The 12,411-nt window shown below is 60.7% G+C and carries 12 protein-coding genes and 1 tRNA gene; 8 read left to right on the top strand and 5 right to left on the bottom strand.

The window, feature by feature from the left end:
• Positions 1-472 (top strand): aldolase/citrate lyase family protein (locus tag PMI29_RS08925; protein ID WP_008000892.1); only part of this gene is annotated, 472 nt, incomplete at its 5' end.
• A 213-nt stretch (positions 473-685) separates the two neighbouring features.
• Here PMI29_RS08925 and PMI29_RS08930 read toward each other — a convergent pair.
• The gene (locus tag PMI29_RS08930) at positions 686-1,195 is read right to left on the bottom strand and encodes a cupin domain-containing protein (RefSeq protein WP_008000891.1); all 510 of its coding nucleotides are present in this window, start codon (positions 1,193-1,195) and stop codon (positions 686-688) included.
• A gap of 300 nt (positions 1,196-1,495) precedes the next feature.
• Between PMI29_RS08930 and PMI29_RS08935 the strand changes: the two genes are divergently transcribed.
• The 7 genes from PMI29_RS08935 (at position 1,496) to PMI29_RS08965 (ending at position 8,389) form a co-directional block, all read left to right on the top strand.
• The gene (locus PMI29_RS08935) at positions 1,496-2,260 is read left to right on the top strand and encodes a COG4705 family protein (protein WP_008000890.1); all 765 of its coding nucleotides are present in this window, start codon (positions 1,496-1,498) and stop codon (positions 2,258-2,260) included.
• 27 nt (positions 2,261-2,287) lie between these two features.
• Complete coding sequence (locus tag PMI29_RS08940; protein ID WP_008000889.1) at positions 2,288-2,722, top strand: hypothetical protein; 435 nt, start codon at positions 2,288-2,290, stop codon at positions 2,720-2,722.
• Positions 2,723-2,808: 86 nt separating this feature from the next.
• The gene (locus PMI29_RS08945; RefSeq protein ID WP_008000888.1) at positions 2,809-3,474 is read left to right on the top strand and encodes a response regulator; all 666 of its coding nucleotides are present in this window, start codon (positions 2,809-2,811) and stop codon (positions 3,472-3,474) included.
• Positions 3,450-4,808, top strand: a complete 1,359-nt coding sequence (locus PMI29_RS08950) for an ATP-binding protein (protein ID WP_008000887.1) — start codon at positions 3,450-3,452, stop codon at positions 4,806-4,808. The genes PMI29_RS08945 and PMI29_RS08950 overlap by 25 nt, the downstream gene beginning before the upstream one ends.
• 164 nt (positions 4,809-4,972) lie before the next feature.
• Positions 4,973-6,040 carry an alpha/beta fold hydrolase gene (locus PMI29_RS08955; RefSeq protein ID WP_008000885.1) on the top strand — a complete coding sequence of 356 codons (1,068 nt, stop codon included), beginning with the start codon at positions 4,973-4,975 and terminating at the stop codon, positions 6,038-6,040.
• A gap of 195 nt (positions 6,041-6,235) precedes the next feature.
• Positions 6,236-6,889: a hydrolase gene (locus PMI29_RS08960; RefSeq protein WP_008000879.1), complete on the top strand. Its 654-nt coding sequence runs from the start codon at positions 6,236-6,238 to the stop codon at positions 6,887-6,889.
• 171 nt (positions 6,890-7,060) lie between these two features.
• Positions 7,061-8,389: an OprD family porin gene (locus PMI29_RS08965; RefSeq protein ID WP_008000878.1), complete on the top strand. Its 1,329-nt coding sequence runs from the start codon at positions 7,061-7,063 to the stop codon at positions 8,387-8,389.
• A gap of 8 nt (positions 8,390-8,397) precedes the next feature.
• Here the strand turns inward: PMI29_RS08965 and PMI29_RS0130335 are convergent.
• The 4 genes from PMI29_RS0130335 to fdhE all read right to left on the bottom strand — a co-directional run.
• Positions 8,398-8,493, bottom strand: a tRNA-Sec gene (locus tag PMI29_RS0130335).
• A 32-nt stretch (positions 8,494-8,525) separates the two neighbouring features.
• Positions 8,526-10,433 carry a selenocysteine-specific translation elongation factor gene (gene selB, locus PMI29_RS08970; protein ID WP_008000877.1) on the bottom strand — a complete coding sequence of 636 codons (1,908 nt, stop codon included), beginning with the start codon at positions 10,431-10,433 and terminating at the stop codon, positions 8,526-8,528.
• Positions 10,430-11,860 carry an L-seryl-tRNA(Sec) selenium transferase gene (gene selA / locus PMI29_RS08975; protein WP_008000876.1) on the bottom strand — a complete coding sequence of 477 codons (1,431 nt, stop codon included), beginning with the start codon at positions 11,858-11,860 and terminating at the stop codon, positions 10,430-10,432. The genes selB and selA overlap by 4 nt, the downstream gene beginning before the upstream one ends.
• A 51-nt stretch (positions 11,861-11,911) precedes the next feature.
• Positions 11,912-12,411 (bottom strand): formate dehydrogenase accessory protein FdhE (fdhE, locus tag PMI29_RS08980; RefSeq protein WP_008000874.1); only part of this gene is annotated, 500 nt, incomplete at its 5' end.

The raw sequence follows: 12,411 nt of genomic DNA, 5'->3' as shown, positions 1-12,411 counted from the left end.
CCCGCCGCAAGGCACAAGAGGCGTGGGTGCAGCGGCGGCTCGTGCCTCGCGCTGGGGAGGCTACACGGACTACCTGGAGACGGCCAACGATGATGTCTGCTTGTTGGTGCAGGTTGAATCCAGGGTTGCACTCGAGAACCTTGAAGCCATTTGCGCCGTCGAAGGCGTGCACGGCATTTTCATTGGGCCGGCTGATCTGGCCGCCTCAATGGGGCATCGTGGGCATCCTGAGCACCCTGAAGTGCAGCAGGCGATCGAGAAAGCCATACGCACCATCGTTGCCAGTGGCAAAGCCGCTGGCACTCTGACAGGCGATGCCAAACTCGCACGGCACTACCTCGAACTGGGGGCCACCTTCGTCGCAGTAGGGCTCGATCTGACGCTGCTGGCACGGGCGACCCGCGGATTGGCCAACGACTTCGGTCTCGGCGCTTTATCGGCCCCCCCTGCAAGTGGCGCCTCACCCTACTGACCGCTCAGGGAAAGCTGTTCCATCAAGCCGCGGCATGGGTGGGTTGCTACCACGCCGCGCCCTGTAGGCAATGTCACCCAGCCCGCCACAGTACTTCGCCTTTTACCAGAGAGGTGAATCGATCGATGAGCAGTGCTGGGTAATGAAATCGAAGATCGCGCAAGCTAAGCCTATCTCGACAGACACGCACAGATCTTGAAGCACTCAACCACTTCATCCTCGCGCCAGCTTTTCTATTGGCACCCAATGCTCAGGAAATTGCTGGCCGAGCTTTTGTCGGTCGCCCATTTCCATATCCGCAAAATCAAATCCTGGTGAAACTGCCTCGCTGATCAAGCCGAATCCTGCCGGGCCTTGCATAAGTTGCGAAGCTTTCCAGATTCCTCCCGGTACGTGCAGTTGCAAACACTGTCCAGCGAGAATGTCTTTGCCCATTACGATGGTTTTCAATGTGCGGTCTGGGAAAATCAGCGTGTACTGAATCGGATCGCCCAGATGGTAGTAATGCACGATGTCGGACTGGTTGAGATGGAAATGACCTATCGATGAATCCTGGGTCAGCAGATAGAAAATCGACGTCATGCAATGCCGTTGACCACCGGGAGTCGTGACCATGGTCTGGCCGTCAGATTGGTAGGTTCTGCGAAAGTAACCACCTTCGACATGGGGTTCCAGCTCTAGCGATTTGATCAGTTGCGCAGTTTCTATGGCATTTTGAGTCACTTTCACCTCACTCCATACAATACTGCTTTACCGTCGCGTTTTCGGTATTTTTGCAGTAGTTAGCGACATAACACGACTAAATAGTGCTTTAGATGAGTTGGTTTTTACCTTTGCCGGACGCCCTGCTCCATTGCTTGAAATGCTTCGTGATAAAGCAGGTTTTGTTCGTCTGAAGTCAACTCGAACCTCGAAGTCCGTGGCAGCAAACCGGAGGATTTCCCTCCCCTCAGTCTCAGCTAAGTTTCGATCCGTATCGTCTCCCTTGCGCAATTCCTGCGCTGCACAGGAGAGGCACCTCCCATGAAACCCGCTACAGCCGGATGGCTCAACAAAGTACCCGAGGTGACGCTGTCATTCTGGGTGATCAAGATCTTGTCCACGACCGTGGGTGAAACCGGCGCGGACTTCCTCGCTGTCGATGCCGGCCTCGGCCTGGGCTGGACCAGCCTCGGCATGGCGGCATTGCTGGCCATTGCGCTGTTCATACAGATGCGCAAAACCGCCTGCTCGCCCTGGATCTACTGGCTGACCGTGGTGCTGGTGAGCATCGTCGGGACGCAGCTCACCGATATCCTGACCGACGTGCTCGACGTCAGCCTGTACACCAGCACCGCCGTGTTTTCAGTCTTGCTGGCACTCAATTTCCTCGTCTGGTACCGGGTGGAACACAACCTGTCGATCCGCGAGATTGTCACCCCACGCCGGGAATGGTTCTACTGGACGACCGTACTCTGCACCTTTGCCCTCGGTACGGCAGCCGGCGACCTGGCCACCGAAGCACTGGGACTGGGTTTCACCCTCGGCGCCGTGATTTTCGCCACGCTGCTCGCTGCGACCCTGGTGGCCTGGCGCTTGGGTGCCAATGTGGTACTGGCCTTCTGGATTGCCTACATCCTGACCCGTCCGTTCGGTGCTTCTCTTGGCGACTTGCTGACCCAGTCCAAGACCTACGGTGGCCTCGGTATGGGCGCTACCTGGACCAGCGCGATCTTCCTGTGCGTCATCGTCCTGCTGGTTGCGGTCGCGCAAATCAGCGTCGGCAACCGCAAACTCGTCACTCAGTAACGCTTAATAGCCCATCAAGGAATCGTCATGCGCCCTTTTCAACACATCATTCGCCACGTCGCCATTGTCTCGTCGATTTTCCTGCTCGGTATCGCCGCCGGCTGCTCGAAACCCGCCGACAAGCCAAACGCGGGCAACACTTCAGGTGCGATGAGTGAACAAACCCGGTCCGGTTCAAAACTGGGTGACCTGTCCGAGTTCCGCACCATCGCCGCCGACGTTGCCACGATCGTCGATAAAAACGACCTGCCGGGTGCGAAAGCCCGCATCAAGGACCTGGAGAGCGCCTGGGACTCCGCCGAAGCCGGGATCAAACCGCGCGCTGCCAGCGACTGGCATGTAGTGGACAAGGCCATTGACCGCGCGCTCGACGCATTGCGCGCCAGCAATCCGCAACAGAACGATTGCAAGGCTCGCATGGACGAGCTCATGAAGGCCTTCGATTCGATGAAAGGCGCGTAATAACCGGGCGGACAAACGCCGGTACAGGTGCTTCAATACAGGCGCGACGGTCATGACCGCCGCGCCTGTTTTTTTCGGAGCGGGACATGCGCATATTGCTGGTCGAAGATGACCCGATGATCGGGGACGCCATCCAGGGCGCACTGAGTGATGCGAGCTACGCGACCGATTGGGTGAAAAACGGCCTTACCGCACTCTCGGCGCTGGAGACCCAACCCTATGACCTGGTGCTACTGGACCTCGGGCTGCCTGGCAAGGGCGGGCTCGATGTCCTCGACAGCATTCGCGGCCGCAACAACCCGGTGCCTTTGCTGATCATTACCGCACGGGACAGCCTCGATGATCGCCTGCGTGGCCTCGACGGTGGCGCCGACGACTACTTGCTCAAGCCTTTCGAGATGGCCGAACTGCTGGCCCGTATGCGCGCCGTGCTGCGCCGCAAAGGCGGTAGCGCCCAGTCACTGCTGGACAACGGCGTGGTGGCGCTGGACCTGGTGTCGAAACAGGCGAGCACTGCCGAAAACCCCGACGTGCAACTGTCCAGCCGCGAGTTCGCCCTGTTACAGGCCCTGTTGATCCGCCCAGGGGCGATCCTCTCTCGCAGCGAACTCGAAGACCGCCTTTACGGTTGGGGCAACGAAGTGGAAAGCAACGCCGTGGAGTTTCTGATTCATTCGCTGCGCCGCAAGTTGGGCAACCAGGTCATCAAGAACGTCAGGGGTATGGGATGGATGGTTTCAAAAAGCGCTTGAGCGACTCGGTCCAGGTACGGCTGTCGGTTGCGCTATCGCTGGCCATCCTGCTTGTGGCGGCGCTGGCCGGGATGTTTGCGTTCGCCTCCGCCCTCGACGAAGCCCACGAAATGCAGGACGAAACCTTGCGTCAGGTGGCGGTGCTGTTCGATCGGCAGCAGATGACACTGCACTATCCCGTGGTCGAGAAAATCCCGGGGGACGACGAAGAATCCAGGGTCATCGTGCAGTACCTGGCCGACAGCAGCAAAGCACTCGGCAGCAACGACGACAGCGTCATCCCGCTGCCCTTCCCCACTACGCTGGCCGATGGTTTGTCGACCGTGAGTATCGCCGGCGAAGACTTTCGTACGCTGGTCAGGACTACCGCCCGGGGCGAGCGCATCGTCGTCGCCCAGGAAACCGGTGTCCGCGACAAAGAGGCACGCGAGAGCGCCTGGCGCAGCCTGTTGCCGTTTCTCATTCTGTTTCCGGTGCTGTTGCTGGTGGTGAGCGATCTGGTGCACAAGCTGTTTCGCCCGATTGCCACCCTCTCCGATGACATAGACCGTCGCGACAAACAGGCCCTGCACCCTATCGACGAGAACCATCTGCCAACCGAGATCCGCCCTTTCGTTGTGGCCATCAATCGCTTGCTGGCGCGGGTTGCGCAGTCCATGGAAACCCAGCGGCGCTTCATCGCCGACGCCGCCCACGAACTGCGTTCGCCCATGACAGCCCTGTCCCTGCAAGCCGAGCGACTGAAAGCCACGCCAATGCCGACGCAAGCCGTCGAGCGCCTGCTACCGCTGTCGCAAGGCATAGAGCGCAGCAGAAAACTGATCGATCAGTTGCTGGCCCTGGCCGCCGCCCAATCGAACACCGAGCGACCGCCGACCACGGTTTCGGTGCATGAGGTCTATCGACGGGTGCTGGAGGACCTGTTGCCACTGGCGGAGAGCAAGAACATCGATATCGGTGTTGAAAGTACCGAAGACGTGCAGGTCGTCATCAGCGAAATGGACCTGCTGATCCTGGTCAAGAATCTGGTGGACAACGCGATCCGCTACACCCCTTGCGGCGGACGCGTCGACCTGTCGGTGGAGCTGGTGCAGGACAGCGTGATCCTTCAGGTCAAGGATTCCGGCCCTGGTATTACTGCCGACGAACAGATGCGGGTGTTCGACCCGTTCTATCGCAGCATCGGAACCGAAGAAGCAGGCTCCGGGCTGGGGTTGTCCATCGTCAAGGCCATCGCCGAGCGTACGGGGGCTCGGGTGCGCTTGAGTTTTTCGGACGAAACGGACAAAAGCGGGTTATGTGTCTCGATCGAGTTGAAAAGAGGCTCAGGCTAAACGTCTATGTATCACAGTGTGTCAATTCGACAACGCGATACACTGACTTTCATCCGGCCCTGCGATTCGACACAGACCAGATACGTTGCCACGCTTCAATGCAAGCAAGGTTTGAAGGGGCTCAAGCAGAACCCCTGACCCATGGCTAGTAATGGAGGCATCCCATGAAGAAGGCACTGAGCAACTGCAAAACCGGCAAGACTCGCCGCCACCTGGTCGGCCCTTCGATCCTCGCGCTTACGCTGTTCGGCGTTCTCGGCGCAGCCCACGCGCAAACGGCCGCCACCACGCAGCCAGCGGCGACCCCTGCCGGAACCAGGCAGGTGGTGCCCTTGCCGTTCGGCCCGCTCAAGCATGTCAACGCCGGACTGCTGGACGTAGCGTACGCCGAAACTGGCCCGGCCAACGGGCCGGTGGTGATCCTGCTGCACGGCTGGCCGTACGACATTCACAGTTATGACGAGGTCGCGCCTTTGTTGGCCGCCAAGGGCTATCGGGTACTGATGCCCTATGCCCGCGGCTATGGCGATACGCGTTTCCTGTCCGTAGAAACCGAGCGCAACGGCCAGCCGGCTGCGCTGGCCAGTGATGTCATCGACTTCATGGATGCCCTGAAAATCAAACAAGCGGTACTCGGTGGCTACGACTGGGGTGCGCGTTCGGCCGATATTGTCTCGGCGCTCTGGCCGGAGCGGGTCAAGGCACTGGTCTCGGTCAGCGGTTATCTGATCGGCAACCAGGCAGCCGGCAAGAACCCGCTGCCACCCAAGGCGGAATTGCAGTGGTGGTATCAGTTCTACTTCGCCACTGACCGCGGCCGCGCCGGTTACGAGAGAAACACCCACGACTTCGCCAAGCTGATCTGGCAACTGGCTTCGCCGAAATGGGCGTTCGATGACGCCACCTTTGAACGCAGCGCCAGGGCACTGGATAACCCGGACCATGTCGACATCACCGTGTACAACTACCGCTGGCGCCTGGGCCTGGTCCAGGGCGAGAGCCGATACGAAGCGCTGGAGCGGAAACTGGCCACGGCACCGTCCATCAGCGTGCCAACCATTACCCTTGAAGGCGATGCCAACGGTGCACCGCACCCGGCCCCCGAAGATTATGCCAAGCGCTTCACCGGCAAATACGAGTTCCGGCTGATCAACGGCGGCATCGGCCACAATCTGCCGCAGGAAGCTCCGCAGGCGTTTGCCAAAGCGGTGATTGATGCCGATCACCTTTGAAGTCGATCTGACATCCGCACAATAGCGCCATGGGATGCCGTGAATGGCGCACACAAAACCCTGTGGGAGCAAGCTTGCTCCCACAGGGTTTGCGCCGTTTGATCAGAATGAGTCAAAGACAGCACACCGATTCAATATTCCCGGCACGATCTACGTAACCATGACTTCCTCACTCCCCCCCATAAGGACAATGTCATGGCCATTGCAAAAGCAGTTCCCGGTAAAACCCTGCTGACCCCGACCGACCACACCCTGATCATGATCGATCACCAGTCGCAGATGTCCTTCGCGACCAAGTCGATCGATGCCGTCACCCTGCGCAACAACGCCGCACTGGTGGCCAAAGCGGCGCGTGGTTTCAAGGTCTCGACGATTCTCACCACCGTCGCCGAGAAGAGTTTTTCCGGGCCGATCTTCGACGAAATCAAAGCCGTGTTCCCGGAACACAATGTGATCGATCGCACCAGCATGAACACCTGGGAAGACGAGCGCATTGCCGTGGAGGTCAATGCCATCGGCAAGCAGAAGATTGTCCTCGCCGGTCTGTGGACCTCCGTTTGCATCGTTGGCCCGGCGTTGTCGGCGATTGATCAGGGTTTCGAGGTGTATGTGATTGCCGACGCCTGCGGCGACGTCAGCACCGAGGCCCATGAAATGGCCATGCAGCGCATGATTCAGATCGGCGCCCGGCCGATGACCTCGCTGCAATACCTGCTGGAACTGCAACGTGACTGGGCTCGCAGCGAAACTTACAACGAAACCGTGAAAACCTCGATTGCCAACGGCGGCGCCTACGGTCTGGGCCTGATCTACGCCAAGACCATGTTTGGTGCCTCGGAAGGCCACTAAGAAAAACAAGCGACTGCGGGCGAACTCCTGTAGGAGCGAGCTTGCTCGCGATGGTCGTTAACGATAACGCCTGTTTACTGGGTAAACGCGGCGCTCTCGAGACCATCGCGAGCAAGCTCGCTCCTACAGTGAATCATCACCCGCAGTCGCTGCCCCTGTGGTGAACCATTGATGACCCTTTCCCCGCAAGACTTCAGGGCGGCCCTTGCCCTGTGCCTCTATCTGTTGGCCACCCACGCACTGGCCGATGAGTCGTCGCAAGACGCGCAAGGTTTCCTGAACGGCGCGACGCTTGGCGTACTCAGCCGAAACTTTTATCTGAACAGCGACTATCGATCCCCTTCGTCGACTGGAAAAAGCTACAAAGCCGAATGGGCTCAAGGCTTTATCAGCACTTTTGAATCCGGTTTCACACCGGGCACCATTGGTTTTGGCCTTGATGCCCATGCATTCCTCGGATTGAAACTCGATGGCGGCAAGGGACATTCCGGGACCGGACTACTGCCAGTGGGCAGTGACGGCCGCAGCGAAAGCGACTACTCCAGCGGTGGCGGCGCGATCAAGCTCAAGGCATCGAAGACCACCCTGGCGTATGGCGAGATGGAGGTCGAAACCCCGGTATTCGACACCGCGGACAAACGCCTGCAACCGGAGTACGCCACTGGTTTTCTGCTCGACAGCCGTGAGATCGACGGCATGAACCTGCAAGCCGGGCACTTCACGGCATTCAAGAATCAGGACAGTGCTTCAGGCAAGGGCAACTTTTTCGGCTATGGCGCCAACACCGAGGCCGGTGGCATTTCGTTTGTCGGCGCCGATCTGTTTACCCGGAGCCCGGTCGGCGGCGCTCTGTATGCCTCGGAGCTGACAGACACCTGGTATCAGTACTACGGCAATCTGCATTTCAAGCAATCCGATGTGTTCCTTGACGCCAACCTCTATCACACCCGGGACACCGGCCAGGCATTGGCCGGTGCCATCGACAACACCGCGTACAGCCTGTCCGGCCGATACACGCTGGGCGCCCATGGTTTCACCGTGGCCTATCAGAAGATCGACGGTGATACGCCATTCGATTTCGTCGGTGGCGATTCCATCTATCTGGCCAACTCGATCAAGTACGCCGACTTCAACGGTGCCCATGAACGTTCGTGGCAGGCACGCTACGACCTGGACCTGGCGCCCTACGGGATTCCCGGGCTCAAATTCATGACCCGTTACGTCACCGGAGACCAGATCGACGGCACCCATGCACCGCAAGGCGGCGCCTACAACCCGTTCGACGCGGCGTCCGGCACCTTCGTGCCGCAACAAGGCGATGGAGGCAAACACTGGGAGCGAGACATCGACCTGCACTACGTCGTGCAGTCCGGTGCGGCCAAGGGCTTGTCGCTGCAACTGTCCCATGTATCGCACCGGGCGAACGCGGCCCAGGCCGGCGATGACATCGACCGGGTTTACGTGGTCATCCAGTACCCGTTGAACTTCGGGCCGTTCTGAACGGAATGTGGCGGAAGGCAGCCGGAGTCGAACCTGCCCGGGAACGGATGCCGTCCCCAACCGGGTTTGAAGCCCGGCCGCGCCACCGGGCGCGATTGCCTTCCTTGAACTCATGCCCCTGAATCACGCACCTGAATCAGTGCTCTGTGCGCCGGGCCAACGCACTGTCCGCACGAATCTGCCGACGATCACCGAAGCGTCGTGTCAGGCCGATGCGATCGAAGTACTCCAGTATCTGAATGCTGCGCTTGCGCCCCAAACCGATAGCATCGCGGAACGCCGCCACCTGAATCACCGGGTCGGCATCCGCCAGTTGCACAAGCATAGCCGCCAATCGACGGATCATGCCGTCGGTGTAAAACAGATCGTTGACCACTTGATGGAGCAGGCCCAGCCGGGCCATTTTGCGTAGCAATGCGCGAACGGTTGCCTCGTCTTGCCCCAGGTTGCGCACCCAGGGCGGGTCGAAACCGGCTTGTTCGAACAACGGCTGCAAGCATTGCCACAAGGCTTCGTCTTCTTCACTCAAGCGCACCTGATGTTCAGGCAGGTGCAACCACGGTCCGCTGCTGACGATAGCGCCGCTGGCCAGCAATTCATCGAGCAGGCTGATAAACGTCGGGCGTTCCAGAGTGCTGCCGGCAAATCGGCGCAGACGATCCCGGTCCGGGCCCATTTGATCCGGTTCGATTTGATGGAAACGCGCGAGTTGTTCCACTAAAGGCGCTTTCAAGGCTTCCCAACGACTGGCACTGAACAGCAACGGGCCTTGACGGGTATCGATCAGGCGCACGTCATCCGGCAGCATCCAGGAATTGCGCGGACAGTTGAACTGACGCTCCAGGCGCTGCGGGTCGAGTCCGGTGTCGCTATGGGCCAGCAATGCCGGCAAAACATCCTCCAGCGTTGCACGGTTGGCCAGCGCGTCCAGTTGCGCCAAACGTTCGGGGCTGCGGCGTTGCCGAGTGGGTGCAAACGGATCGAGCACCCGACCGCCGCCAAGAGTGCGTTGGGCACTCTGGTCGCGCAGGATCAACGGATCGCCCTTCACCGCATGCACCGCTGTATTGAGCAGCAGTTGCGCAAACATCCGCCCACCGGGCGCCAGGCTTGTGCCTTCCAGCAAGGCGACTCGCCCGGTGACGTCCTGGGTGCCTAGGTGCACATGCACCGGTTGAAAGTGCTCGAAGGCCCTGGGTTCACCGGCAAGCAACTGCATGTCGATGTCCAGGCGTTGAGTGGGCGCGTACAAGCCCTCGGCCAGCAACCAGTGGCCGCGATGGATCTGCTCCAGGGCCAGCCGCTCGGCACTCAGGTTCAACGCCACACGCTGGCCGGCAAAGGCGCTGTCGGCGGTCTGGTTTTGCGCGTGCAGGCCGCGAATGCGCACCGGTTTGCCTTGTGGCCCCAACAGCAGGGTATCGCCCACCGCGACCTGACCGGACAGTGCCGTGCCGGTCACGACGATGCCTGCCCCGGCAACGCTGAAGGCCCGGTCGATCGCCAGGCGAAAACCACCTTCGGTGCTGCGTTGCAACACCTCCCGTTGTGCTTCGAGCAGAGCCTGGCGCAGGGTTTCGATACCCTCGCCGGTCACGCTCGACAGCGCTATCAGCGGTGCATCGGCATACGGTCCGGGAGCCAGCAAGGTACGGATCTGCTCATGCACGATCTGCACCCTGGCGCTGTCGACGCGGTCGCACTTACTGATCGCCACCAATGCCCGGGGGATGCCCAGCAACTGGACAATCGCCAGGTGCTCCCGGGTCTGCGGCATCACCCCGTCATCGGCGGCCACTACCAGCAACACCAGATCGATGCCCTGCGCCCCTGCAAGCATGTTGTGGGTGAAGCGCTCATGCCCGGGAACGTCGATGAAACCGGTCAGCTGCGCCCCCGGCTCCAGCGCGGCATACAGATAGCCGAGGTCGATGGTCATGCCGCGCTCACGCTCTTCCCGGCGCCGGTCGCCGGCCTGGCCGGTCAGTGCCTGGAGCAGCGCGGTTTTGCCATGGTCGATGTGCCCTGCGGTGCCGACAATCACCCTGCCCGGCCCTCCACCTGCAATTGATCGAGTTGCGCCAACCAGGCCGGTTCGTCGTCCAGTTGCCGCAGGTCCAGCCACAGGGCGTCGTCGTCAATGCGCCCGAGTACGGCAATCGGCAAGGCGCGAAAGGCTTCTTCCAGCGTCAACAGAGAGCGCCCGCGCAAGCGCTTGGAGGTCAACGGGCGCAAACACAGCGCTGCGCTGGCCAGCCGCGCCACCGGTTGGCTGCCGCTGCCGATCATGCCCAGTGCCGGCATGGCACTGACGCTCCAGCCGTCACCCAACACCTGGACCAGCGACGGCCGCAAACGCTCAGCCTGGGCGAGAATATCGGCCTGTGGCCGGGTCAACAGGCGCAGGCTGGGCAGGCGCTCGGCCAGTCGGTCCGGGTTGCGGTACAAACCCAACACCGCTTCCAGGGCAGCCAGGGTCATTTTGTCGACCCGCAGCGCACGCTTGAGCGGGTTTTTCTTGATCCTGGCGACCAGTTCCTTCCGGCCGACAATCAACCCGGCTTGCGGCCCGCCGAGCAGTTTGTCGCCACTGAAGGTGACGATGTCCGCGCCATCCAGCAGCGCCTGACGTACTGTCGGTTCGGCGGGCAAACCCCAGCGGGTCAAGTCCAGCAGACTGCCGCTGCCGAGGTCTTCAAGCAATGGCAGTCCATGTCGGTGGGCAATTTGCGCCAGTTCAGCCGTCGCCACACTCGTGGTGAAGCCTTGAATGCTGTAGTTGCTCGCGTGCACCCGCATGATCAAACCACTGCGCGGGCCGATGGCGGCCTCGTAGTCACGGGCATGGGTGCGGTTGGTGGTGCCGACCTCAAGGAGCTTCACCCCGGCACGGGCCATGATGTCGGGAATGCGAAAGGCACCACCGATTTCAATCAGTTCGCCCCGGGAAATAATGCCTTCCTTGCGCGCGCCCAGGCTGTTGAGGGTCAGCAATACAGCAGCGGCATTGTTGTTGACCACGGTCACCGCTTCGGCGCCGGTCAGTTCGCGAATCAAGCCTTCGATCAGGTCGTCGCGATCTCCGCGCTTGCCGCTGCGCAAGTCGAATTCGAGGTTGAGCGGGTAGCGGGCAGCCTTTTGCACCGCCTCAATCGCTTCTTCGGGCAACAGCGCCCGCCCGAGGTTGGTGTGCAAGACCGTGCCGGTGAGGTTGAACACTCGACGTACATGGCTGCGATGCTGGGTTGCCAATCGTTCGCCGACCCTGCCCGCCAGCACTTCGGCGCTGACTTCTACAGGCTCGAGCACACCCTTCTGCAGCCCTTCGCGCAGTTCATCAAGCAATTGCCGCAAGGCAGCCAGCAAGGCGTCGCGCCCATAGCGCTCGGCCAACGGCTGGCACGCCGGGTGACGCAACAAACTGTCGATGGAGGGCAGGCGCAGGGGTTGACTGGCACCGCGTGCAGACATCTGGCGCTCCTGAAAACGAATGACCGTCGCGCCAAAGTGTAGACGCTGCGGCTATTCGTCTCCCGGAGCCAGCAACAGATTCGGTGCCAGGCGCTGATAACCGTCCTGGGTCAGGCGCATGTCGAGCATCAGACTGGACAGGTCTGCCGACAGTGCTTCGGCATCCGCATCGTTCTCCAGATAGAGCAACTTCAGATAGCTGTTACAACCGGGGCAGACTTCGGCGCGCAACGGCGCCTGATTGGCGGCATGGCGATCATCTTCAAGGCTGAGGTATTCCAGGCCCTTGCTCTGCTCGCAATACACGCATTTGACCCGCACCACATGCCACTCGCAGGCACACAGCGAACAGACCAGATAACGCAAGCCGTTGTGTTTGCCGCGATGACGGATCACCCCGGCCATGGCCGGCGAGCCACAGGCCGGGCACTGGCTGAGGCGGTCACCGGGGCTAAGTGCCAGGTTCGGCGTACTCAACAACCAGTGGCTCCAGGCTACTTGCAGCGCCGCACCGAGAAACGGCACTAGCGCTGCCGGTACCAGTGAATACT

Source organism: Pseudomonas sp. GM49, from assembly GCF_000282355.1.
Classification (GTDB): domain Bacteria; phylum Pseudomonadota; class Gammaproteobacteria; order Pseudomonadales; family Pseudomonadaceae; genus Aquipseudomonas.
Note: the sequence above shows the minus strand (reverse complement) of the source record. Positions and strands in the feature narration are given on the sequence as shown.

Bases quoted from the DNA above. Each gene is read 5' to 3' on its own strand.
- PMI29_RS08935 (WP_008000890.1), top strand. From the start codon at position 1,496: ATGAAACCCGCTACAGCCGGATGGCTCAACAAAGTACCCGAGGTGACG.
- PMI29_RS08940 (WP_008000889.1), top strand. From the start codon at position 2,288: ATGCGCCCTTTTCAACACATCATTCGCCACGTCGCCATTGTCTCGTCG.
- PMI29_RS08945 (WP_008000888.1), top strand. From the start codon at position 2,809: ATGCGCATATTGCTGGTCGAAGATGACCCGATGATCGGGGACGCCATC.
- PMI29_RS08950 (WP_008000887.1), top strand. From the start codon at position 3,450: ATGGATGGTTTCAAAAAGCGCTTGAGCGACTCGGTCCAGGTACGGCTG.
- PMI29_RS08955 (WP_008000885.1), top strand. From the start codon at position 4,973: ATGAAGAAGGCACTGAGCAACTGCAAAACCGGCAAGACTCGCCGCCAC.
- PMI29_RS08960 (WP_008000879.1), top strand. From the start codon at position 6,236: ATGGCCATTGCAAAAGCAGTTCCCGGTAAAACCCTGCTGACCCCGACC.
- PMI29_RS08965 (WP_008000878.1), top strand. From the start codon at position 7,061: ATGACCCTTTCCCCGCAAGACTTCAGGGCGGCCCTTGCCCTGTGCCTC.
- selA (WP_008000876.1), bottom strand. From the start codon at position 11,860: ATGTCTGCACGCGGTGCCAGTCAACCCCTGCGCCTGCCCTCCATCGAC.